This is a genomic window from Bradyrhizobium ottawaense (assembly GCF_900099825.1).
Taxonomy (GTDB): domain Bacteria; phylum Pseudomonadota; class Alphaproteobacteria; order Rhizobiales; family Xanthobacteraceae; genus Bradyrhizobium; species Bradyrhizobium ottawaense_A.
The window spans coordinates 6,996,050-7,019,036 of the sequence record NZ_LT629693.1; the positions used below are offsets into that span (position 1 = coordinate 6,996,050).

Sequence of the window (22,987 nt, forward strand, 5' to 3'; positions counted from 1 at the left end):
CAATCATTCCGACGACCAGCCTGAATACCGTTCCAATTTTTGCCAGTGTTTTCAGTCCCGCGAATCTCGATGTCGCCGTAGTGCCTGCGATCGGTTCAATGCGCCAACCTCTACTGCTCTTCGCTTCCGTCCTTGCGCAATCACCGCCGATCGTCGTCGGTTAACACAAAGACGATGGCGCGCGATTTCAGCGCAGCGACCAAGGATTGAAATGGCGCGCATTGCGTCTTCGCGAAGCTGTTCAGCAATCATCCGGATCAATGACTTCGGTGTAATCAACAATGACGAGGCGTTGAAGTTCACGCCATGCGACAACCGGGGCGCGACGAATAATGAGCGATATGGAACGACCGCTTCTGGCGCTGCGGACATTTGCGTCAGCTAGACTAAGGGCCCAATAGTAGCCGCATCAATCGTTGTGTTAATCAACTTGCGCTGTCCTGCGCTGCGAGCGCTGCAACAATGGTACGCGCAGTTGTGTTGAGTGGTCCAAGGTAACGATCGGCCGCCTGTTCGTGCGTCATGACCGATCGGGGAAAACGCATCACGAGACACGCGATCACCTGGCGGCCTTGCCGCACGGGAACCGCGAGCCCAAGCACCTTGTACGGGCGTGGCGACAATGTCACGGCGTAGCCACGGCGCCGAACCACGGCGAGATGCGCCTCGAGTGCTCGGGCGTCGCGCATACCCAAAACGCCGAGCCCCGCCTCAGGAAGCAACTCCCGGATCAAACGCCGTCGTTCCTCCGCAGGGCAGAAGGCCAGGTAGGCCTGCCCGAGCGCGCTGGGTATGAGCGGATAGGTCCGATTGTATCCAGCTCGCTCGAACGACAGCGGACTTTGCGGCGCGGTGCTGTGGAGAAGCACCACAACAGCGCCCCGGACCTTGGCGAGCCCGATCGGCCAATTGTGTTGGCGGGTAAATTGGCGCATCGCCGGCACAGCGGCGTCAACGATCCGATCGATGAAGCGAAGGCCGACTGAGAGCGCCAACACGTGCTCGGTGATCCGGTAGCCGGCCTCGCTCGAGATGCGGGCGCCATATCCGGCTGCGATCAAGGTGTCCAAGAGGCGGATCAGCGTTGGCTTCGGTAAACCGGTGGCAGCGCGCAAATCGCCGAGGCTGCTCGCGGATTTACGATTAAGCGCCTCCAGCAACTTCAGTGCCCGCACCACTGGTTCTACCGGCTTGCTTGCGCCCATGGCGAAAATGTCCCGTGGCGCATTCCGTATTACGGAATCTGCTCAGAATCAGCAAGCGGTTTTGCGTTTTCTCCGGCAAACACAGCCAGGACGCGCGAACAAACCAGCGTCGATAGGGAGGAAATGCAATGACATATCAGTCAATCGAAGTGCGTAAACTGACCCCAACCATCGGCGCGGAGATCTTCGGCGTCGACCTCGGCGGGCAGCTGGGTAACCAGCAATTCCAGGAGGTGCATGACGCGCTCATGGAAAACCTGGTGATATTCTTCCGCGACCAGAAGCTGACGCCGGAGCAGCACAAGGACTTCGGCCGCCGGTTCGGCAAGCTGCATGTGCACCCCAATGCGCCGCAGCTGATCGAGGGTCATCCCGAAATCCTGGTGATCAAGGCAGACGAAAAGTCGAAACGGGTTGCCGGAGAAGAATGGCACTCCGACGTGTCCTGCGACGAGGAACCGCCCATGGGCTCGATCCTCTACATGCAGGAAACACCTGCGAGCGGCGGCGGCGACACCATGTTTGCAAATATGTATTCCGCCTACGATGCCCTTTCAGAGCCGATACGGCATCTGCTTGAGGGCTGCACGGCGATCCATGACAGCAACAAGGCGCATCCCTACCGCCACAACGCGAAGGACCGCGCCGACATGCAATTCCCGAAATCGGAACATCCGGTGATCCGCACCCATCCCGTGACCGGACGGAAAGCGCTCTACGTCAACCGCGGCTTCACCACTCACATTCCGCAGTTGAAGAAGCAAGAGAGCGCGGCCCTGCTCGAGATGTTGTACCGGCATGTCGAGACGCCGGAGTTCATGTGCCGCTTCAAATGGCAGCCAGGCTCGATTGCTTTCTGGGACAATCGCAGCGCGCAGCACCACGCGCTGTGGGATTATTTCCCGGAGCGACGCTATGGCCATCGTGTGACCGTCTGTGGCGACAAGCCGTTTTACCGCGGCTGACAAGGCGCTTTTCGAGATGTCCAGCGAGCGGCGGCGACGCCGGCGCTCGCGGCAGGCGCGCTAACAATGCGCCGTCGGAAAGACCAGGCAAGACAGCCGCGGGCAATGCGGTTGTCAAATGCGCAAGCGCGCGGCGCGAGCGCACAATCAATCAGAGGAAACGGCAGCCATGCCAAAGGTCACCTATGTCGAATACAGCGGAACCGAGCGAGAAATCGAGTTGCCATCAGGTCTTTCGGTGATGCAGGGCGCAATCGACCACCAGATCACGGGCATAGATGCCGATTGCGGAGGCGAATGCGCTTGCGCGACGTGTCATGTGTATGTCGACCCTCGCTGGCTCGAAAGGGTCGGACCTCAGGGATCGCAGGAGGCGGCGCTGCTGGACTTCGCCGCGCTCGCGCAACCCAATTCGCGTCTCGCCTGCCAAATCAAGATGAACGATCGGTTGGACGGCCTCGTCGTGAACTTGCCTGAGGCTCAGCACTGACCGCGAGCCGATCTGCCGCGCGTTGGAATTGGTCCTCGATATCAGCAGACATTTTGGAGAATTCCGCATGAGCACGCAAACCACTCAATCTACGAAAGTCCATGCGCACGATATTCCACTCGATCAGATTGATGTCAGCGATCCGCAACCCTTTCAGGACGGCACCATCTGGCCGTATTTCGAGCGATTGCGCCGAGAGGACCCCGTCCACTATTGCGGGCAGAGCGCGTTCGGACCCTATTGGTCGATCACCAAGTACAAAGACATCATGCAGGTCGACACCAATCACGCCGTCTTTTCCTCGGAAGGCGGCATAACCATCCTGGATCGGCCCGAAGAATTTCGAACACCCAATTTCATTTCGATGGATCCGCCGAAGCATGACGAGCAGCGCAAGACCGTGAGCCCGATCGTTGCGCCCGGCAACCTGGCCAAACTTGAACACCTCATTCGCAGTAGAGCTTGCGCTATTCTCGACGCGTTGCCCGTTAACGAGACGTTCGACTGGGTGGATCGGGTGTCGATCGAACTGACCACCCAGATGTTGGCGACGCTGTTCGATTTTCCGCTGCAAGATCGACGCTTGCTCACCTATTGGTCCGACGCGGCCACGGCCCCCATTGGCCCTGGGGGGATGTTCGACACCGAAGAGGCCCGGCTGGCTGAATTGAAGAACTGCCTGGAATACTTCACCCGGCTTTGGAACGAACGGGTAAATGCAGAGCCTGGAAGCGATCTGATTTCAATGCTGGCGCACTCGCCCGCAACCAGAAACATGGGACCGAAGGAGTTTCTGGGAAATCTGATCTTGCTGATCGTGGGAGGCAACGACACCACCAGGAATTCCATTTCCGGCGGCTTGCTGTTTCTGAACCAGAATCCGGATCAGTACCAAAAGCTGCGCGGCGACCCCGGCCTCATCACCAACATGGTATCGGAAATCATCCGCTACCAGACACCGCTTGCGCACATGCGGCGCACTGCGCTCGCCGATACGGAAATCGGAGGCAAGCAGATCAGAAAAGGTGCGAAGGTGGTCATGTGGTACATTTCGGGAAATCGCGACGACGAGGTGATCGACAACCCCAACAAGTTCATGATCGATCGCCCGCGCGCCCGGCAGCACCTCTCGTTCGGCTTCGGGATTCATCGTTGCGTCGGGAATAGGATCGCGGAATTGCAGTTGAAAATCCTGTGGGAGGAGGCGTTGAAGCGCTACCCCACCATCGAGGTCGTCGGCGAGCCCGAACGCGTCTATTCCAGCTTCGTCCACGGCTACAAGTCTCTCCCGGTGCGGATTCCAGCGTAACGGCCGGCGACGCGCCGCGCGTCCAGGACTCAGATTTCGCGGAAGGTTGGCATTCACGGAGGGAGCAAGCATATGAGCGCGCAGAAGCCGTCAAGATACGGTTGGGTCATCGTCCTCCTTCTATTTCTGTTCATGCTGATCAATTTCGCGGACAAGGCGGTGATCGGACTGGCGGCAGCCCCGATCATGAAGGATCTGGAATTGACGCCGAGCCAGTTCGGCCTCGTCGGTTCCAGTTTCTTCTTTCTTTATGCGGTGTCCGGGGTCGTCACGGGCTTCGTCGTCAATCGCATTCAGACCCGTTGGGCGCTTTTGGCCATGGGGCTGATCTGGGCGGTTACCCAGTTTCCGATGGTCGGCTCGATCGGCTTCACAACGCTGATTGCTTGCCGCGTGCTGCTCGGCGCAGGCGAAGGCCCGGCATATCCGGTGGCGCTGCACTCGGCCTACAAGTGGTTTCCCAACGAACTTCGCACATTGCCTACCGCCTTGATCTCCCAGGGCGCGAGCATCGGTGTGGTGCTGGCGCTACCCGGCCTCAACTATCTCATTGTGCACTACTCCTGGCATTGGGCTTTCGCAGCGCTCGGAGTGACCGGCCTGGTCTGGGCGCTGGCGTGGCTGGCGTTCGGACGCGAAGGCACCCTCATTGAAACGCCAACGCCGACCGAGGGACGATCGTTTGGACGGATTCCCTACCGACGCCTTTTGCTTAATCCCACCGTACTCGCGGCATGCGCATCGGGCTTCGGCGCCTATTGGGGTCTGTCGCTGATGATCGCATGGCTACCGCATTATCTGATCAAAGGTCTCGGATATACCCAACAACAGACCGGGTGGCTCAGCACCCTGCCGTGGGCATGCAATGTCTTTATCGTCATCGGGGCTGGCTGGCTTTCGCAAAACCTGTTCGCACGCGGCTACTCGAGCCTCGTCGCGCGCAGCTTGATCGGCGGCGGCGCAGTCGCCTTGGGAGGGATTGCGCTGATTGTCATGCCGCATGTCGAAGCGCCCATGCTGAACCTGGCGCTTCTTGTGCTCGGGATTTCGCTTCCGTCGGTGATCTATGTCCTCAGCCCAGCGATCGTCAGCGAGTTCACGCCGGTGTCGCAGCGTGGCGCGATGCTGACGATCATCACCGCGGTGGCGACATCGGCGGGGCTGCTGGCGCCCTACGTAATGGGGCGCGTTATCGAAACTGGCGCCACTGCTTCCGAAGGCTTCCACCAGGGTTTCCTGATCTGCGGCGTCGTGAGCCTTATCGGCGGTTTGATCGGGATGGCATTTCTGCGTCCCGAGGCTGAAGCCGCGCGGTTCGCCGCTGCTGATGCGGCGGCCGTGGCAACGCGGAATCGTCTTGTTAACGCCGAATTAGCCTTGTGAAGGTCGGCGCAGCCAGGCGCTGCATCGACTCCCGTGATTGGCAGATATAGACTGCCAATCTGTCGCTCGGCATCAGGAGATGCGCTTTGGCACAGAGTAGGTTGGCAGCTGTCAAGAACAGAGCGACCCAAGTCTGGCCGAAGCTTGCAACGCTGGTTATTGCGGCATGCCTGTTGCTTCCGCCATTGCATCAAGCCGCTGCCCTTGAGCAAGTTTCCCTGCAGCTCAAATGGAAGCATCAGTTTCAGTTCGCCGGCTACTATCAGGCGCTCGAGCAGGGGTTCTATCGCGACGCCGGCCTCGACGTCACCATCCGCGAGGGCGGTCCGGACATTGAAGTCGCCGAAGCGGTCGCCGGCGGCAAGGCCGACTTTGGAATCTGCAGTGCCAGCGTGTTGCGCGAGTGGGCGAAGGGGCTCCACTTGGTCGTGCTGGCCGTCATATTCCAGCAATCCCCGGCCATCATTCTGGTGCCGCGCCGGGCCGACATCAGCAGCGTGTCGGATTTGCGCGGCCGTACGCTGATGGACGCCCCGGGTAGCGATGAAATCGCTGCAATGCTGAAGCACGAAGGGGTGGACTACAGGGCCATGCCGCGGATCGACCACCGCGGCGATCCACGCGATCTTCTGGCCGGTCGGGCCGACGCGATGGTTGCCTACAGCACCAACGAGCCGTTTGTGCTTGAACGGCTTGGCGCCGCCTACCGGACGTTCTCGCCGAGCGAGTACGGGGTCGATTTTTATGGCGACAATTTGTGTGCCTTCGAAGCGCAGGTGAAAGCCCACCGGGACCGCGCGGCCGCGTTTAGGGCAGCTAGTCTGAAAGGTTGGGCCTATGCCCTGGCGCACAAGGAAGCGACGGTCGATCTCATCCTCAGGGCCTATTCCAAAACCAAAAGCCGCGATGCCCTCCTGTTCGAGGCGACGCGCACGGCAATGTTGGTTGGGCACGATCCGGATCTGATCGGCGCGCAGGATCCCACGCGCTGGCGACGTATCGCGGCGACCTATCACCAACTCGGCCTGCTAAGGGACGATGCGCTGCCGCAGGCGCTGATCTGGGAAGGAAGTGATACCGGCATGCACGCTTGGTCGATGCCGCTACTGCTCGGATCGGTGACTGCAGCGCTTGCTTACCTCGCCTACCGCCGCCGTCGTTCCATGGCGGCTGCGTTTGCCTGGCTGGTAATGCTTCCGCCGATCGTCGCAATTGGACGGCCCAGACTGAGCCTGATCATGTCTTTGCTGTTCATCGCCCTCAGCATTCCGGTTCTCATCTTCATCCTGATCTACAATTACAACAAGAATTCGGCCGGCATGGTGTCGATCCTGGACGATGCGGTTGCGCAGACCAGCCGGGCCGGCGTCGAGCGCACCAAGAGCCTGATCGAGAGCACTGAAAGCCCGCTGCGCTTTCTCGCCACGGTGGCCGCCGCGGATTCCGGCTATTTCCGAACCGAACAAAGCAATGATCTCTTGTACCGCGCACTGACCTCCGCAGAGCATATCGACGCCGCCTACGTCAGCTTCGAGGATGGCTATCATCGTGTCGTTACCCGGATCGACGAGGATCGCAGGCGTAACGACCCCCGTATTGTGGCGGTCGCAAACTGGCACGCCAGCTACATCGACGCGATCAGCTTTGGGCTCTCGCGGGTCCGCCATCGCAAATTCTTCGACATATGGCCTCATGAGGTCGACGAATACAACATTGCTACCGACGTCGACATTCGCACCTTGCCCGGCTATCAGACGGCCAAGACGACGCGGACACTCGCGGTGACCGAACCCTCGATCAACCCCGACACCGGCTTTCCCATTCTCTCCTTGCGCGTTCCAATATTCCATGGTGTCGATTTCATCGGCTGCGCGTCGGCCAACATCACCATCGACGTGCTGTCACGCTTTCTGGACAAACACCGCGCCAGCGCGCACAGCACAACCCTGATCGCCGACCGCAACGACGGCAAGATCATCGCCTTCCCGAATATGCAGAAGGGCGTGCGCGTCGAGAATGACAAACTCAGGATCGCAACCCTGGCCGATATTGATGATCCAGACGTGCGCGAGGCCTCTCGCCAGCACGCACGCACCGACGCCGACAGCTTCGCCTTCCGGTCCCCGGCGAATGGAGAAGATGTGATCGCGGCATTCGCCAATTTTCCGGATGGTTTCGGCCAGCCCTGGCAGGTGATAACGCTGACACCGATCGACGATTTCGTGGGGACATTGAAGGCAACCAATCGATTGATCATGGTCGTGATCATCATCCTCACCATGATCGAGCTCTTCTTCATCTATTTCGCATCCCGTCGGCTGTCGCGACCAGTCGAGAACGTGTCGCAGCAGCTACAGGCCATCGAAGGCCTGCAATTCGACGTGCCGACATCACAACCGTCCAACATCCGGGAGATCGCGAAGCTGGAACACGCAGCTTCACTGCTTCGCAACTCGCTGAAATCGTTCTCGTCGTTTGTGCCGCTGGATATCGTCAGGCAGCTCATCAAGTCGGGCATTCCGCTGACCTTGGGCGTCGAGCCACGATTCCTCACAATATTCTTCTCCGATCTGGAGAATTTTTCCAGCCACTCCGAAACTCTGGCGCCAGACGATTTGCTGGTGCAAATCTCGACCTATCTCGAGCAAGTGTCCGGCGCCATCGCGGAAGAAGGCGGCACCGTCGACAAGTTCATCGGCGATGGCGTCATGGCGTTCTGGAATGCCCCGGTCGAGCGCCCCGACCACGTCCTTCGCGCGTGCGCCGGCGCCTTGCGGGCGGCGCGGCGCATGGAGCGCGTCAACGACGCCTGGGAGGCGGAAGGACGACCACGCATCCGCATCAGGATCGGGCTTAATTGCGCCAACGTCCTTGTCGGCAATGTCGGCTCTTCGGCTCGACTGAGCTACACTGCCCTGGGAGACGGCGTGAATGTCGCCGCCCGCCTTGAAGGCATCAACAAACTGTTCGGCACCACGATCTGCATCAGCGACAGCATGTACAACCAGGCGCAGTCCGATGTATATGCGCGACCGCTGAAGCGGGTTCAGGTGAAGGGCCGGAAAACCGAGTTCATGATCTATGAATTGCTGGCATTCCGCGCCAGCGACGATCCGGAGCTAACGGTCCGCGATGGGGATGAGCAGCTTTGCGCGATGACTTGGGAAGCCTCGCAACAGATGGAGGCTGGCGATTTCACGGCGTCAGCGCGCGGCTATCGCGCCATCCTTGACAAGTTTCCCGCAGATCCCGTGGCCAAATTCATGCTGAAGGAATGCGAGGAGCGGGCAGCCAATCTCCCTGAGAAAGTTGGTGGGTGACCGATGATGCGGTCAGGGCAGTCGTCAGTAGTGTTCGTTAATGTAGCTCTCGTGGATGCTCCAGAATGAGTTTACGACGAGCGTACTTGTCGATACACTTGCGGTTGAACTGGCGCGACGTCGGACCTTCGCTACGTCCTCGTCACTGTGCGCGTGGTGCGCGCAATGCAGCGATCCACCGGTCAAGAACTATTCCAGGCTTAGGGGGATGGCGCCGTCAATGATCGCCAAATCCGCGTGCGAAGAGAATGTCCGAGGCGCCGGTGCCGCGTCCGTTTGCGCCGATGGCGGCGGTCGCTGAACGATTGGCTATTTCCAATTCTTAAGGCAGGATCGCGATCGAATCGAACAAGCAGGACACCACGGGAGGCTGCAATGCGAACCGCAATCTGCACCGTGTTTATGGTTTGCGGACTCGTGGTCCCGGCCGGTGCGCAACAGGCGCAACCGGCCGCCATTCCGGTCGGCGTCGTCAAGGCCGAACACAAGACGATCGAGAAGACACTCGATTTCGTCGGGCGAGTGGAAGCGGTTAATCGCGTCGAGATACGAGCGCGGGTACAGGGGTTCCTGGAAGCGGTGCTGTTCAAGGAGGGAGACCCGATCAAGGAAAATGATCCCCTCTATCGCATAGAGAAGGGGCTGTTCCAGGCAGCGGTCGAACAGGCGGACGGCGCCCTGGCACGCAGCAAGGCCTCGAAAGTGCTCACCGAAGCGCAACTCGGGCGGGCGGAGGACCTGCTGGCAAAGAACGCCGGGACGGCCGTTGCGCGGGATCAGGCGCTTGCCGCGGACGAGCAGGCGAAGGGCCAGATCATGAGCGACGAGGCCACCCTGCAGACCGCCAAAATCAATCTTGGCTATACCGACATCGTCGCGCCGGTTTCCGGACGGATCGGCCGCACCAACATCACCAAGGGCAATGTCGTCGGCCCCGACAGTGGCCCGCTCACCGTCGTCGTGAGCCAGGATCCGATGTATGTGACGTTTCCGGTGAGCCAGCGCGATTTCCTGCGAGCGAAGGAGGACACTCACCAGGTCGACCTCAAGGCGATCAAGGCCAGGCTTCGCTTTGCCGACGGCGCAACCTACGACCAAACCGGCCAGATCAATTTCGTCGACGTGACGGTTGATCGCGCCACCGACACTGTGCTGGTGCGCGCCACGTTCCCAAATCCGGCCGGCGGACTGACCGACGGCCAGTTGGTGCGGGTGGCGCTCGAAAGCGGCACGCCAAAGGAAATGGTCGTAGTTCCGCAATCGGCGCTGATCGCCGACCAGGAAGGCGTCTACGTCTTCGTGGTCGAGGACGGCAAAGCCGTTGTGAAGCGGATCAAACCCGGGGGCGAGAGCGGAACGGATACCGTTGTCCAGGAAGGCTTGTCCGGGAGCGAGCAGGTTATTGTCGAGGGATTGCAGGGGGTGCGCCCCGGTGCGCCGGTCAAGGCCAGCCCGGTGACAACGCTCAAAAGGAGCTGATCCAATGCTCTCCGCCATCTTCGTCGATCGGCCGCGGCTCGCGATCGTCATTGCCATCGTGACAACCCTCGCGGGGTTGCTGGCGCTGTTTTCGATTCCGATTGCGCAGTATCCCGATATCGTTCCACCCCAGGTCTCGGTCACGACGGTCTATCCGGGAGCCAATTCCGGTGTTGTCGATGCGACCGTCGCACAGCCGATCGAGGCGCAAGTCGTCGGCGTCGACAAGATGATCTACATGAAAAGTGTGAGCGGCGATGACGGCAGCTACACGCTGACATGTTCTTTCGAGCTCGGCACTGACCCCGACATCAACGCCGTCAACGTCAATAACCGCGTCCAGGTCGCCTTATCCAAGCTGCCACAGGACGTCCAGAAGCAAGGCATCACGGTCAAGAAGAAGTCTTCCGCCCTGCTCGGCGTGATTGCCGTCTATTCGCCGAAGCATACGCACGACCCGTTGTTCATCTCCAACTACGTCACCATCAATCTGCTCGACCCCGTCAAGAATACCGCGGGTGTTGGCGACGCTTATCTGTGGGGCCCGCAGGACTACGCGATGCGCGCGTGGGTTCGAACCGACAGGCTGACCGGGCTGAACCTGACGACCGGCGACATCATCAATGCCATCCAGTCGCAGAACGTCCAGGCCGCCGTCGGACGCATCGGCGCGCGACCGATTTCAGACGATCAGCAGCTGCAGCTCAACATTCAGACCAAGGGCCGCCTGGATTCGCCCGAGGAATTCGGCAACATCGTCGTGCGCACCAATCCGGACGGGTCCGTGCTGCGTCTCAGCGACGTCGCGAGGCTGGAACTGGGCGCCGCCAATCTGGACCGGGATACGCGCTTCAATGGCGGCCCTGCGGCGGTGATCGCAGTCTTCCAATCGCCGGGCGCCAATGCCATCGCTACCCTGAAGGCCGTGCGTGATCGCTTTACCGAGCTGCAGAAGCGATTCCCCGACGATCTCGAATGGAAAGTTACCTACGATCCGACAACTTTCGTCACCGATACGATCCATGAGGTGCAGAAGACGCTGCTAGAGGCATTCGTCCTTGTCGTCATCGTGGTGTTTTTGTTCCTCGGCAGCATACGGGCGACCTTGATCCCGATGTTTGCGGTGCCGGTCAGCCTGGTCGGCGCCTTCATCGTGCTCAAGGCGGTGGGCTATTCCGCCAACACGGTCTCGCTCCTCGCGATCGTGCTGGCCATCGGCATCGTCGTCGACGATGCCATCGTGGTGGTCGAGAACGTCGAGAGGGTGATGGAGGAGCATCCGGAGCTTTCCCCGGGCGAGGCGACCAAGCTGGCGATGCGCGAGATCACCGCCCCCATCATCGCGATCACGCTGGTGCTGCTGTCGGTGTTTGTGCCGGTGGCGTTCATCCCCGGCATTTCCGGTGAGCTGTTCCGCCAGTTTGCGGTCACCGTCGCGGTTGCGATGTTTCTCTCGGCGATCAACGCGCTCACCTTGTCTCCCGCGCTCTGCGGGGTCTTGCTGCGGCCGCAGCATGGCCCTCGTCGCGGTGTGATGGGGTTTGTGATGCGCTCTATCGATCGCGTGCGTGACGCCTATGGGGATGCGGTTGCCCGCATCGTGCGGCTCTCCATCATCGGGCTGGTCGTCGTTGCGGTCTGCGGGTTCGGCGTCGTGGGGCTGACAAAAATCACCCCGACGGGGTTCCTCCCCGAAGATGACCAGGGCGCGCTTTTTGTTGTCGCCCAGTTACCGGGCGGCGCCTCGGTCGAACGGACGTCGGAGGTGATCCGCCAGGCCGAAGCCATCGTGAAAGAGGAGCCGGCTGTCGCCGACTACACGTCAGCGATCGGACTGAACTTCATCGACAATTACTCGCAGTCGAACGCCGCGTTCATGGTGTTGTCGTTCAAGCCCTTCGACGAGCGCAAGGATCCGTCCCTCGGGGCGCAAGAGGTCATCAAGCGACTTGGTGCCAAGCTCCGCCAAATCCAGGGCGGAACCGTCGTCCCTCTTGCGCCGCCGCCGATCGTCGGCCTCGGCACCGGGGGTGGTTTTGCCTACGTGGTCGAGGATCTCCGCGGCGGCGACCCGAAGGCGCTCGCGCAGGTCATCCGCGGACTGATGGTTGCCGCCAATCAGGATCCGCGGCTGAGCCGCGTGTTCAGCACGTTCTCGGCAACGAACCCCTCGATCTATCTCGACATCGACCGCGACAAGGCGCAGATCCTCGGCGTGCCGCTGAGTTCAGTCTTTCAGGCGCTACAGGCTTCCCTCGGCGGGTATTTCGTCAACAACATGAACCTGTACGGCCGTACCTGGCAGGTGCAAGTCCAGGCCGAAGCGGCCGACCGGGCCAGTATCGACGACATCTATCGGATCAACGTCCGCAATGGCAAAGGACAGATGATCCCGCTCAGGAGTCTGGTGGAGGTCCGCGTCGTGGTCGGTCCGCCGTCGCTGATCCGCTACAACAATCTCCGCGCGGTGACGGTTCAGGGGGCTCCGGCACCCGGCGTCTCGTCCGGGCAAGCGCTCAAGGCCATGGAGGAGGTAGCCGCGCACGCACTTCCTCCGGGTTTTGCGGGCGAATGGACCGATACCGCATTCCAGGAGAAGCGCGCCGAAGGCAAGACCGGGATCATTCTTGGTTTCGCGGTGCTGTTTGCGTATCTCTTCCTGGTTGGGCTCTACGAAAGCTGGACCATTCCGGTGCCGGTGCTGCTGTCGGTGACGGTTGGCATCCTGGGATCGTTTGCCGCGATTGTGCTCGCCGGTCTGACGCTCGATCTCTATGCGCAAATCGGTATCATCGTGTTGATCGGGCTTGCGGCGAAGAACGGTATTCTGATCGTCGAGTTTGCGAAGGAGAAGCGCGAGCATGGGGTGCCGTTGCTCGAGGCCGCAACTCAGGGCGCGAGGGAGCGCTTCCGCCCGGTGATGATGACGTCGTTCGCCTTTATCCTTGGTCTGCTTCCCCTGGTGGTCGCCGTCGGCGCCTCGCAGCTCGCGCGGCGCAACGTTGGAACCCCGGTATTTGGCGGCATGATCTTCTCATCGTTGCTCGGCATCTTCGTCATTCCGCCGCTTTACGTGGTCTTCCAGATGATGCGCGAACGGATCAGGCCATCGGTCCGTCCTGAAAAAGCGGCTGAGCCCAGCGCGGGCGCGGCGGAATGATGCACGTGCCGCGCCACGCCGAAGGATTACCTCGTTCGCGGATTTCATGTTGTGGGAACGCCATATCCGCCCGCGGACCTGCAAAAATGGTCGTGCAATGACGGCGTAAGCACAATCGATATCAACTGTACTTTTGTGAGGAAAGAGAGCCTAGGAGGGAGGACATCCGTCGATGGCGCCTGTTGGCTTGGCCGGAGGCGTTACAAAAACAAAAAGGTCCCAATCAGCAGACCCGCCGCAAATGCCCAGAGTCCCAGGGTGCAGGCTGAAACGATGCGGACGAGGTTGCGGAGGTCCGCATCCTGCGCGATTTCGTGCGATTGATCCGTCATGCAGCCCCCCCTGCGGCGACCGCCAGCCATTATGGGAAAATTGGCATCCTTCCTAAAGGCCGTGCCCGAGAGTTCCCCTCTTTGGTGCCCAAAAGAAGGCAAAAACGGTTACGGGATATCACAATTTGGCAAGCCTGGCAGATGGGAGACCGCCCGAGGCCCGCGCCGCCGGTTCTCGATTGAGCCGTCTTGGCGCAGAGTTTGAGGAATACCGGCGGAGTCGGCGCAAAGTCGGATGTTCGGACAAGGCGAAGAAGCCGTTTGCGTCCAATGAACGAATTTGAGGTGATTTGTCGGAATGACCCTTGAAAATATCGAGAGATCGACACCCCTTCCAAGCTGAATACGAGGGGTCGAGTCCCTTCACCCGCTCCACGATTTTCTACGCCACGCTACGATCTAGTGCGATTTGGCACGCTTTTATGCGCGCGTTTCCTCGCCGCCGATCCGGCGCGGCGATTGAGATCAACCTCTCCTAGAAACTTATCCCGCTGTCTGCTTCGCCTTCCACGGCGGGGATAAGGTTCGCGGCGAGAAAGTCCACGAAAGCTCTGAGCTTGGGAGCGAGATGCCGGCTCGACGGCCACAGCACCCGAAGCGGTCCGGAGCGGTCGGTGTAGTCGTCGAGCACGGTGACGAGCAGGCCTTCACGAAGTTGCCGGCCGATGGCGAAGTCCGGCAAATAGGCGATGCCCAGTCCTTGCTCGGCCATATAGATCAGCGGCTCAAGCGTGCTTGCGACCGCCGTTTTCGGCAGTTCAATCTCGACGCCGGCCTGCTCAGGCGGCAAGGGCCATTGCTCGAACCTTCTGCTGGTCGGAAACCTGTGGTGCAGACAGGCATGAGCCTTGAGGTCATCAGGGGTTTTGGGAACACCTTTGGCCGCGAGATAAGCCGGGGCCGCCACCAGGCGCCGGCGATAGGTGCCCAAGGCCCGCGACATCAAGCGCGTGTCGCCGGCGTCGGCGAAGCGCACCACGGCGTCAAAACCCTCCTCGATCACATCGATGATCCGATCGCTGAAATCGAGATCCAGCATGATCTCGGGATAGGTCCGCATGAACGCCGCGAGCGTCGGTATCATCAGCATGCCGACCAATGGCAGACCGACACGCAGCGTGCCGCGCGGGGCCTCGTGTGTCTGCGACAGCTCAAGCTCGGCTGCTTCGATTTCAGAAAAGATGCGCCGGCAGCGATCGAGGAACAGGGCGCCTTCCGCGGTGAGTGTGATGCTGCGCGTGCTGCGATGGAAGAGGCGCACGCCGAGCCGTTCCTCCATCCGAGCCACTGACTTGCCGATCGCTGATGACGACACGCCAAGCTGCCGTCCCGCAACCGTGAAGCTTCGGGTCTCGGCGGCCCGAACGAACGCATTGAGCGATCCCAGACTGTCCATCCGCGAACCTCCATATCGGACACTCATGTCCGATATGTTTGGAATTATGGCCTGTTTTTCAATTGGTCGAGAACGCTCATCTTGGGGCCAACGCCGCAACCGACCCCTCTCACAACACCCGGTCGGAGACCGCGGCCACAGAAACCTTTTCTTATCAAGGAGATAATCATGCCATCATCAGTCGTTCTCATCACTGGGGCTCTCACGGGCATCGGCCGCGCTGCGGCGGTCTCGTTCGCGAAAGCGGGCAATCGCGTTGTTGTTTCTGGGCGCAAGCCGGATGCCGGTGAGGCACTGGTTCGCGAACTCCGTTCGCTCGGTGCCGAAGCCGAATTCGTCCAGGCCGATGTGCGCAAGGAAGACGATGTCCGTCGTCTCGTCGACCGCACCGTCGAGCGCTTCGGACGTGTCGATATCGCGGTCAATAATGCCGGCACCGAAGGCAAACCCGGCCCGATCACGGAGCAGACCGCGGAAAGCTATTCCGCGACGTTCGACACCAATGTTCTCGGCGTACTCCTGAGCATGAAGCACGAAGCGCGCGTCATGCAGGGACAGCGCAGCGGGACCATCATCAACATCTCCTCGACCTATGGGCACGAGGGCGCGGCGGGGGCCCCGATCTATGTCGGCAGCAAGCACGCCGTCGAAGGCATCACCAAGTCGGTGGCGCTCGAGCTCGCGAAGTCGGGGATACGTGTCAATGCGGTGGCGCCTGGCCCGACCGACACCGGCATGTTGACCCGCTTCACGGGCACGCCGGAGAACAAGGCGGCGCTGACGGCGACCGTTCCGATGGCGCGTCTCGGCCTCTCGCAAGAAATCGCCAACGCGATCGTCTTCATCGCGTCGGAGGGAGCCTCCTACATCACCGGCCATGTCCTCCACGTCGATGGCGGCAAGAGCCACTGACTCTGAGGGCTTTCTCGTTCGCGCTTCATCGATCGGGCTTGTTCACGGCAGTCGATTATTGCGACCAAACCCGATTGGCGCGCAACGCATTTCAAATAGTGGGAGGAGCCCGATGGGCAACGTGGTGACGAAGCACAGCATTTCTTCCGAGCTGGCACAGAAGATGATCGATCAAGCGGTGGCAAAAGCCAGACAAATGGGGGTCGCCGAGAACATCGCGATTCTCGATGACGGCGGCAATCTCAAGGCCTTTAGCCGGATGGATGGGGCCCCGATCCTTTCCATCGAGATTGCGCAGAACAAGGCGTACACAGCTCTGTTCGGCGTCTCCACCCAGGACTTTTTCAACTTTATCCAGCGCGACCCGTCGCTTCTGGCTGGGATCCCCACGCTTGCGCGTGTGGCAGCGTACGGAGGAGGTTTTCCTATCAAGGCGGGCGGAGAAGTCGTCGGGGCAATCGGGGTGAGCGGGGCTCCGGTGCAGCACGACGTCGATTGCGCGAAAGCAGCCCTTGCGCTCGTGCCCGATGCGATGCGAGCCGAATAATTGGAGCTCAGATCATGATGATTCACAGCCGTCCGGAAGAACAAGCGCTATGAGCACACCTTCGGAGAGCGCGATAGTGACCACCTGCACCTGCCAACACGGAGACGAGTCATGACTGACAAGCCAGTGAAGATTCCGGGGCCGGACCACCCGATTTCGATCGAAGCGAACCCGTCTCGCATCGTGGTCAAGGTCGGCGGAAAAATCATCGCCGACACAAGCGCTGCGTTGACACTTCGCGAGGCGTCGTATCCCCCCGTTCAGTATATTCCCCGTCGGGACATCGATATGGCCGCGCTTATGCGCAGCGAACACACTTCGTATTGCCCCTACAAAGGCGACGCTTCCTACTACAGCATTCCTGCTGGCGGTGATCGTTCACGCAACGCGGTGTGGACTTATGAGGCTCCATTTGAAGCGATGATGCAGATCAAGGATTATGTCGCCTTCTACCCGGACCGGGTCGACGAGATAAGTTAACCGGCGAGAGGAAGGAGCATAAGAGATGGCGTCGATGGAAGAAAGGAACAGACGCTTGTCCTCGAAGCATTCAATACACTCTTCAAGACCAGAGGCCGATCTCGACCTCTTCAGCTAAGCGATAAACAATGGTTCGTCGGGCCCAACTGCGTCCAATGAAACGTCCAACAAAGCGTCCAACACAAAAACTGGCTGCGCGTCTAAGCTTATGGTATGCAATCGAAAATCCGATCGGATAATTCGAGTCGGCGCGCTTCACCCGCTCCACTCCACGATTTCCTGCGCCTTCCCACGATGTTCTGCGATCGCGTTCGCTGGACGGCCGCACTCAGGTTTCCTGGGCGCGTAGCCCGCCGCGCTGCGCGTTGGGCCGAGGTGACGACGGTCCTTTTAGTTCACGCCGGCCTTCCGCAGGCCGCTCAGCAGCTGAGCCACAGCCTTTTGCGCCGTGGGATTCTGGTATTGGTCTTCGCTGTAGTATTTGGTGATCGAAGCGAGATCTGATCGCGAATTGTGTGCTTCTTTGAATTCATCGATCGCCTGTTTCGCTTCCGCATTTCGATTGGTCAGGGCAAGGGCTGCAATCAGCCAGGCGTGGGTAAACCAGAGGTTCGGCCGCGCCCGGACCGATGCCCCAAGAGCTTCGGCCGCCTTCTCGTAATCACCGATAGCGAAATAAGCGCGTCCTTTGACCCACAGGAATACCGTGTACGACATATCCTTGGGGCTGAGCTCACAAGCCTTTTCGGCGAGCGCAATCGCGCCCTTGGGATCGCCGAGAAACACCATTTCATTGCCGGCCTGGGCATAGGCGGATGCGAAGTTGGGATTGATCTTGATCGCCTGCCTGAAGGCGTCGAGCGCGGCTTGATGGTTGCCGCGCAACCGATGGACCCACCCAAGAGCAAAATGCGCAGACTGCACATTAGGGTCGAGGCCTATCGCTTTTCTGGCGGCCGCATCCGCACGTTCCACCTCGGCGTTGCCTGCGTCATTCCAGCCATTGAGGACATCCGAAGTCAGCTTTGTGGCGATTAGACCCAACAGGCGCGCATTGTCCGGATCTGCCATGAGGCCGGCCTCCGCATGCCGGCGTGCTTCGAGGGATTTTTCGGCCGTCTGAAAGCCGGTATTTGCCGCCATTGCTCTCATCCTCTCATCCAATGGATTGTGATCCGCGGCCAGCGTGCCGACCTCGTGTCGCACCCCAGTTCTAATCACCTCATCATTCAGCGAAGCGGCGATGCGGCTCATCAGTTTGTCCTGCAGATCAAGCAGGCTGCCGGTTTCATATGCGAAGGAATTGGCCCAAAGGTTGGTGCCGCTTTCGGTGTCGATCAGCTGCGCATTCACCTGGACGAGCGGTCCCGTGCGCCTGACGCTGCCTTCGAGAGCGTAGCGGACCCGCAGCTCGCGGCCGATCTGGCGGGGGTCGTTCTGCTTGTCCTTGTAGGTGAAGGCGGTGCCGGAGGAGATCACCCAGGCGCGTTGCAGCCGGGAAAGCTCGTTCGTCAAATCGTCGGTGATCGCGTCGGCCAGATAGCCATCTCCCCTGTTTCCGTCGAAGTTCTTGAACGGCAACACGACGATCCGGTTCGTCCTGGCAACCGTTCCATGCAACTCGCGAAACATCAGCACTGACGCGATCGAGGCGACAGCGATCGCCCCGATGCTGGCGGTTATCGCCATTCCGCTCCAGCGGGCAGCGATCCAGTGGAGGAAAGAGACGCGTATCCGTTCATACGCGACCTCGTAGACGTGGACCGGGTACGGGATATTTTTTACACGGCGTTCACCGCGGTCCGCGAAAAAGAACTGGGGAAGAGCGCGCGTCTGGTCGTAGATGCTCTGGCTGACGCATACCGTTCCCGGCGACGCCAGGGCCTCGAGCCGAGCCGCGATATTGACGCTATTTCCGTAAAGGTCGCGCTGATCGACCAGGACGTCGCCCGTGTTGATCCCGATCCGGAGCCGGATGCGGTCCTTCTCCTTCTCATTCACCTGACGCGCGGCAAGTCCGCGCTGGATATCGAGCGCGCAGCGTACCGCGTCGACCGCGCTCGAAAACTCGACCAGCAAGCCGTCGCCCATGCTACGCACGAGATGTCCGTTATATTTGTCGACTGTCGGGTCGATCAATTCACGCGCATGGCCCGCGAAGCGCGCATGCGTCTCGTCCTCGCTACGGCTCATCATGCGGCTGTAGCCGACGACATCGGCCAACATCACGGCCATCAATCGCCTACGCTGCGCGGCGACTGGCTCAATTGCCGTCGGGGCCGTCCGCGCGGTGACCAACTCGATTGCCATCGAGGCGCCCTCTATCGATTATCAATATAACCTGCGCGCCCGCCGAAATGCGGATAGCAAAAGCGTCTTTTGGCATTTCGTCAATCCCCGGAACTCACATCTGCGAACTGAATTCCACCGCCCCAGATTGGATTTGGGCCGGCTACCGGGGATTGAAGAGTTGCTTCGATACCTGCGTTGCGCGTCGGGCCGAAGTGAGCAAGGCTGTGCGCCGAGTTTAGCGTCAATGCGTATTCGAGGTGCGTCGAAAGCGGCTACCGTTCGTCACGCCTTGGCTGAACGGCGTCGGTATCACGCCCCACGCGGCCGGCCAGTTCACCACCTTCGATCTGCCGGCTGATGCCGAAAGCGTGGTTTCCGACGCTGGCGCCTTTGCTCTTTTTGACGCCGCGATAAGCGTGATCGACACGCGGACTGAACTCGGCCTCCGCACCGACAAGTCTCTTGCGATGACGAATGGCATTCTCACTATGCGCGGCCGTCTTGCATGGGCGCAGGACTTCAATCCGGATCGCTCGAAATGACAACCGAATCCACCGACGCTGTATCTGTTGTGCCGATGGATCGCATCTGAATAAACTGACTTATCCGACGACACGGCAATTCCTAGCTTTTCCTTATGCATCCAATCGAGGAGAACGCTATGAACCATTCATTCACGCCCGTCCGTGTCGGACGCTACACGCTGCCAAACCGTCTGGTCATGGCCCCGATGACCCGCAGCCGCGCCAAGTTGGACGGCACGCCGGGAGAACTGGCCGTCGAATATTATGCCCAGCGCGCCAGCGTCGGCCTGATCGTCACCGAAGGCACCCAGCCTTCCGATGACGGCCAGGGCTACCTCGCGACGCCCGGCATCTACAGCCCGGCGCATGTCGCAGGCTGGAAGAAGGTGTCCGCCGCCGTGCATGACAAAGGCGGCCGCATCTTCATCCAGATCATGCACGCCGGACGCATGTCGCACCCCGACAATACGCCGCATCATCGCCAAGCCGTCGCACCCTCCGCGATCGCGCCGGGGGCGCAGATGTTCACCGCCACGGGAATGAAGGACATTCCCGCGCCGCGCGCGCTGGCGAACGAGGAAGTGCGCCGGACCGTCGCCGACTTCCGCCATGCGGCGCGCGCCGCCATCGAGGCCGGCGCCGATGGTGTCGAGATTCACGGCGCAAATTCCTATCTCATCCAGCAGTTCTTCGCCCCGAGCGCCAACGCGCGCAGCGATGAATATGGCGGCTCGATCGCGAACCGTGCCCGCTTCGCCATCGAGGTGGTCCGCGCGGTTGCCGGGGAGATCGGCGCGGACCGGACGGCGATCCGCCTGTCCCCCGGCCTGACCATGAACGGGATCGACGAAGGCGCGGAAGGCCCGGACCTCTATCGCTATCTGGTCGCTGAACTCGGCAAGCTTGGCCTTGCCTACCTTCACGTCCTGCATGCCGGCGACGAGAAACTGGTGGGCGACATCCGCGCACTGTGGAAGCAAGCGCTGATCGTGAACCGGCCCGGTCGTGCGCGCGACCGGATCGGCGCCGACCTGGCTTCGGGGCTGGCCGATCTGGAAGCCTACGGCCAGCTGGTCCTTGCCAACCCGGATTTCGTCGCCCGGGTGAAGACCGGTGCGCCGCTGAACGAAGCGGATCGCGCCAGCTTCTTTGGCGGCGCCGCACAGGGCTACACCGACTATCCCGCGCTTGAGGCGGCCACGGCCGCGTAGGGCGCCCGCACCAGCGCAAGCGTGGCAGCGACGCAAGTCGCGCCACGTGCCTGCGTGGCGCGGCGCACAGAACGTCGCTGCCACCGACGCGGCCGGGAAGGCGGGCGTCAAGCATATCGTCTTCATGTCGGCCGTGGGCGCGCGCGCGGCAGGAGGAGGAGCCGGTGCGCGGCGCCTCCTGCTGCGGGGCGAACAGCGTCTTGTCGCCACGGCGCCGGCCTGGACCATCCTGCGTATGAACTTCTATGCCGAAGCTTTCCTGCAGCTCGCCTTGGCGGCCGGCCGCCCAAGCCCTCCGCGGCGTGCTTGCCGAAGACTTGCAACGGCGCGTCGAAGCGATCGACGGGTCGAAAACCGGCATCACGATTGGGCTCACTCCGCCCACGCCCAAGGGTCGACCAACCATCGTGATCACCCAAGGCGGATTACGTCCGAGCAAGCATGCGCACCGTGCGACATCGCGCCACCGACGAGTCTCTCGCGCACGGCCGTACGGAAATCATCCATCGCTTCGGCCGGGCCGCGTCGCCGACATATCGGTAAAACAGATAGATATCATCTGAATAAATCGGCTGTTGCAGGGACAGCCTGCCTCCTAGGTTCTCCTCACTGTTAACCTCAACCCAATGGAGACCAACATGAGTGCAGTTTCTATCCAATCATCTCGTCCCACCCGTCGTATCGGCGCCTGGACGTTGCAGGGCATCATCGCGGCGGCGTTTCTTGCGGCCGGCGCCGCCAAGCTGGCCGGCGTTCCCTTCATGGTCGACTTGTTCGAGCAGATCGGACTCGGTCAGTGGTTTCGCGTCGTGACCGGCGTCGTCGAAGTGGCCGGCGCCGTCGCGCTGCTTGTTCCCGGCCTGGCTTCGCTCGCCGCCCTGTGGCTCGGCGGCACCATGGTCGGCGCCGTGGCAACCCATCTGTTCGTCCTGCACACCAGTCCGGTCCCGGCGATCGTCCTGGGATTGCTCAACGCGCTGGTTGTCTACCTGCGGCGCGATGAACTCGCTGCCTTGCTTCACCGGGTCAAGGGTTGAGCTTTGAAGTTCAGAGACAGCCAAACCTCAGGAGAACGAAAATGAAGACCGATGCAGTGTTCACGCGTCCGAACCGTGCTGAAGCGACTTCCCGGCAGATTGCCCTGCGCTCGCGTGGACACTCGCATGGGGGCCTTACCCGACTGGTCAGTCCGGGCGACGTTGGTGAACGGATCAAGCCGTTCGTCTTTCTCGACTACTTCGACGCCGATCCGGCGACCGCACCCAAATTCGGATTTCATCCCCATTCGGGAATTGCCACGCTCACCGTCATTCTGGCCGGGCAGGCCTTCTACAAGGAGACCACCGGCCGCGAAGGCGTCATCGAGACCGGCGGAGTTGAATGGATGCGCGCCGGCAGTGGCGTCTGGCATACCGGCGGAATGTTCGGCACGGAGCGGATCAAGGGCTTTCAGCTCTGGGTCGCGATGCCGCCCGAGCTCGAGCTTGCCGAACCCCAAAGCCAATATCTCGGCGCTTCCGACTTCCATTTTGCCGGCCCTGCGAGGGTTATCGCAGGCGAATACGATGGCGTGAAAAGCATTGTCGCCTCGCCTCAGGGCATCACTTACCTCGATGTGCGGCTCAAGGCCGGAGAGCGCTGGACGTTCCGCCCGACCAAGGGGCACGACGTCGCCTGGATCGCGTTGCACCAGGGAATCGTGAGGACGCCGGAGCAGATATCGACGGGCGAAGTCGCCGTGTTCGAGGAGGGCGATCAGGCGATCGCGTTTGAAGCGCTCTCCGATGCCGGCTTCATCCTCGGCTCTGCGGTCAAGCATCCTTACGACCTGGTGACCGGCCACTACTCCGTGCATACCAACGCGGAATCCCTGCGCACCGGGGAGAGCAACATCGCCGATATCGGCCGGCGGCTGCACAACCAGGGTGTCCTGGGACGCGCAAGACGCTGAGGATCGGGGCGATCAGCCTGATTGAAGACTT

18 protein-coding genes are annotated in these 22,987 nt (G+C 60.9%); 14 read left to right on the forward strand and 4 right to left on the reverse strand.

The window, feature by feature from the left end:
• Positions 1 to 425: 425 nt before the first annotated feature.
• On the reverse strand, positions 426 to 1,205 hold the full coding sequence (locus BLR13_RS32955) for an IclR family transcriptional regulator domain-containing protein (protein ID WP_074814830.1): 780 nt from the start codon (positions 1,203 to 1,205) through the stop codon (positions 426 to 428).
• Between the two features lie 128 nt (positions 1,206 to 1,333).
• Between BLR13_RS32955 and BLR13_RS32960 the strand changes: the two genes are divergently transcribed.
• The 7 genes from BLR13_RS32960 (at position 1,334) to BLR13_RS32990 (ending at position 13,311) form a co-directional block, all read left to right on the forward strand.
• The gene (locus BLR13_RS32960) at positions 1,334 to 2,170 is read left to right on the forward strand and encodes a TauD/TfdA dioxygenase family protein (RefSeq protein ID WP_074814827.1); all 837 of its coding nucleotides are present in this window, start codon (positions 1,334 to 1,336) and stop codon (positions 2,168 to 2,170) included.
• Positions 2,171 to 2,339: 169 nt separating this feature from the next.
• Positions 2,340 to 2,660: a 2Fe-2S iron-sulfur cluster-binding protein gene (locus tag BLR13_RS32965; protein ID WP_074830821.1), complete on the forward strand. Its 321-nt coding sequence runs from the start codon at positions 2,340 to 2,342 to the stop codon at positions 2,658 to 2,660.
• Between the two features lie 67 nt (positions 2,661 to 2,727).
• Positions 2,728 to 3,969 (forward strand): cytochrome P450, encoded by a 1,242-nt coding sequence (locus BLR13_RS32970; protein ID WP_074814824.1) that lies wholly within the window; start codon positions 2,728 to 2,730, stop codon positions 3,967 to 3,969.
• A gap of 132 nt (positions 3,970 to 4,101) precedes the next feature.
• Entirely contained in the window at positions 4,102 to 5,352 is a 1,251-nt protein-coding gene (locus BLR13_RS32975; protein ID WP_244525302.1) for an MFS transporter, read from the forward strand.
• 86 nt (positions 5,353 to 5,438) lie between these two features.
• Entirely contained in the window at positions 5,439 to 8,672 is a 3,234-nt protein-coding gene (locus BLR13_RS32980) for an ABC transporter substrate-binding protein (protein ID WP_083387520.1), read from the forward strand.
• Positions 8,673 to 9,047: 375 nt separating this feature from the next.
• Positions 9,048 to 10,151, forward strand: coding sequence for an efflux RND transporter periplasmic adaptor subunit (locus tag BLR13_RS32985; protein WP_074814814.1), 1,104 nt, complete (start codon positions 9,048 to 9,050; stop codon positions 10,149 to 10,151).
• Between the two features lie 4 nt (positions 10,152 to 10,155).
• Positions 10,156 to 13,311 carry an efflux RND transporter permease subunit gene (locus tag BLR13_RS32990; protein ID WP_074814812.1) on the forward strand — a complete coding sequence of 1,052 codons (3,156 nt, stop codon included), beginning with the start codon at positions 10,156 to 10,158 and terminating at the stop codon, positions 13,309 to 13,311.
• A 200-nt stretch (positions 13,312 to 13,511) separates the two neighbouring features.
• Here the strand turns inward: BLR13_RS32990 and BLR13_RS42335 are convergent, their stop codons facing one another.
• Both BLR13_RS42335 and BLR13_RS32995 read right to left on the reverse strand, forming a co-directional pair.
• Complete coding sequence (locus BLR13_RS42335) at positions 13,512 to 13,643, reverse strand: hypothetical protein (RefSeq protein ID WP_283806883.1); 132 nt, start codon at positions 13,641 to 13,643, stop codon at positions 13,512 to 13,514.
• A gap of 475 nt (positions 13,644 to 14,118) precedes the next feature.
• On the reverse strand, positions 14,119 to 15,039 hold the full coding sequence (locus BLR13_RS32995) for a LysR family transcriptional regulator (protein ID WP_074814809.1): 921 nt from the start codon (positions 15,037 to 15,039) through the stop codon (positions 14,119 to 14,121).
• Positions 15,040 to 15,207: 168 nt separating this feature from the next.
• On the opposite strand from BLR13_RS32995, the gene BLR13_RS33000 reads away from it, so the two are divergent.
• The 3 genes from BLR13_RS33000 (at position 15,208) to BLR13_RS33010 (ending at position 16,978) form a co-directional block, all read left to right on the forward strand.
• Positions 15,208 to 15,951 (forward strand): SDR family NAD(P)-dependent oxidoreductase, encoded by a 744-nt coding sequence (locus BLR13_RS33000; protein WP_074814806.1) that lies wholly within the window; start codon positions 15,208 to 15,210, stop codon positions 15,949 to 15,951.
• A gap of 112 nt (positions 15,952 to 16,063) precedes the next feature.
• The gene (locus BLR13_RS33005; RefSeq protein WP_074814803.1) at positions 16,064 to 16,498 is read left to right on the forward strand and encodes a GlcG/HbpS family heme-binding protein; all 435 of its coding nucleotides are present in this window, start codon (positions 16,064 to 16,066) and stop codon (positions 16,496 to 16,498) included.
• 111 nt (positions 16,499 to 16,609) lie between these two features.
• Positions 16,610 to 16,978, forward strand: a complete 369-nt coding sequence (locus tag BLR13_RS33010) for a DUF427 domain-containing protein (RefSeq protein ID WP_074814800.1) — start codon at positions 16,610 to 16,612, stop codon at positions 16,976 to 16,978.
• Positions 16,979 to 17,368: 390 nt separating this feature from the next.
• Here BLR13_RS33010 and BLR13_RS33015 read toward each other — a convergent pair whose 3' ends face one another.
• Positions 17,369 to 19,288 (reverse strand): adenylate/guanylate cyclase domain-containing protein, encoded by a 1,920-nt coding sequence (locus tag BLR13_RS33015; RefSeq protein WP_079587419.1) that lies wholly within the window; start codon positions 19,286 to 19,288, stop codon positions 17,369 to 17,371.
• A 239-nt stretch (positions 19,289 to 19,527) separates the two neighbouring features.
• Here BLR13_RS33015 and BLR13_RS33020 point away from each other — a divergent pair, with 239 nt between their 5' ends.
• From BLR13_RS33020 to BLR13_RS33035, 4 genes are all read left to right on the forward strand, one after another.
• Positions 19,528 to 19,812 carry an autotransporter outer membrane beta-barrel domain-containing protein gene (locus BLR13_RS33020; RefSeq protein ID WP_074814795.1) on the forward strand — a complete coding sequence of 95 codons (285 nt, stop codon included), beginning with the start codon at positions 19,528 to 19,530 and terminating at the stop codon, positions 19,810 to 19,812.
• 119 nt (positions 19,813 to 19,931) lie between these two features.
• Entirely contained in the window at positions 19,932 to 21,005 is a 1,074-nt protein-coding gene (locus BLR13_RS33025) for an alkene reductase (RefSeq protein ID WP_074830819.1), read from the forward strand.
• A 638-nt stretch (positions 21,006 to 21,643) separates the two neighbouring features.
• Positions 21,644 to 22,042 carry a DoxX family protein gene (locus BLR13_RS33030; RefSeq protein ID WP_091977669.1) on the forward strand — a complete coding sequence of 133 codons (399 nt, stop codon included), beginning with the start codon at positions 21,644 to 21,646 and terminating at the stop codon, positions 22,040 to 22,042.
• Positions 22,039 to 22,956, forward strand: coding sequence for a pirin family protein (locus BLR13_RS33035; RefSeq protein WP_197679496.1), 918 nt, complete (start codon positions 22,039 to 22,041; stop codon positions 22,954 to 22,956). Before BLR13_RS33030 ends, BLR13_RS33035 begins: the two co-directional genes overlap by 4 nt.
• The last annotated feature ends 31 nt before the right edge of the window (positions 22,957 to 22,987 follow it).

What these genes read in the sequence shown, in the direction of transcription:
- BLR13_RS33030 (WP_091977669.1), top strand. Translation starts at nt 21,644, where the DNA reads ATGAGTGCAGTTTCTATCCAATCATCTCGTCCCACCCGTCGTATCGGC.
- BLR13_RS32965 (WP_074830821.1), top strand. Translation starts at nt 2,340, where the DNA reads ATGCCAAAGGTCACCTATGTCGAATACAGCGGAACCGAGCGAGAAATC.
- BLR13_RS32975 (WP_244525302.1), top strand. Translation starts at nt 4,102, where the DNA reads ATGCTGATCAATTTCGCGGACAAGGCGGTGATCGGACTGGCGGCAGCC.
- BLR13_RS33000 (WP_074814806.1), top strand. Translation starts at nt 15,208, where the DNA reads ATGCCATCATCAGTCGTTCTCATCACTGGGGCTCTCACGGGCATCGGC.
- BLR13_RS32985 (WP_074814814.1), top strand. Translation starts at nt 9,048, where the DNA reads ATGCGAACCGCAATCTGCACCGTGTTTATGGTTTGCGGACTCGTGGTC.
- BLR13_RS33025 (WP_074830819.1), top strand. Translation starts at nt 19,932, where the DNA reads ATGAACCATTCATTCACGCCCGTCCGTGTCGGACGCTACACGCTGCCA.
- BLR13_RS32970 (WP_074814824.1), top strand. Translation starts at nt 2,728, where the DNA reads ATGAGCACGCAAACCACTCAATCTACGAAAGTCCATGCGCACGATATT.
- BLR13_RS33010 (WP_074814800.1), top strand. Translation starts at nt 16,610, where the DNA reads ATGACTGACAAGCCAGTGAAGATTCCGGGGCCGGACCACCCGATTTCG.
- BLR13_RS32960 (WP_074814827.1), top strand. Translation starts at nt 1,334, where the DNA reads ATGACATATCAGTCAATCGAAGTGCGTAAACTGACCCCAACCATCGGC.
- BLR13_RS33015 (WP_079587419.1), bottom strand. Translation starts at nt 19,288, where the DNA reads ATGGCAATCGAGTTGGTCACCGCGCGGACGGCCCCGACGGCAATTGAG.
- BLR13_RS32995 (WP_074814809.1), bottom strand. Translation starts at nt 15,039, where the DNA reads ATGGACAGTCTGGGATCGCTCAATGCGTTCGTTCGGGCCGCCGAGACC.
- BLR13_RS32955 (WP_074814830.1), bottom strand. Translation starts at nt 1,205, where the DNA reads ATGGGCGCAAGCAAGCCGGTAGAACCAGTGGTGCGGGCACTGAAGTTG.
- BLR13_RS42335 (WP_283806883.1), bottom strand. Translation starts at nt 13,643, where the DNA reads ATGACGGATCAATCGCACGAAATCGCGCAGGATGCGGACCTCCGCAAC.
- BLR13_RS32990 (WP_074814812.1), top strand. Translation starts at nt 10,156, where the DNA reads ATGCTCTCCGCCATCTTCGTCGATCGGCCGCGGCTCGCGATCGTCATT.
- BLR13_RS33005 (WP_074814803.1), top strand. Translation starts at nt 16,064, where the DNA reads ATGGGCAACGTGGTGACGAAGCACAGCATTTCTTCCGAGCTGGCACAG.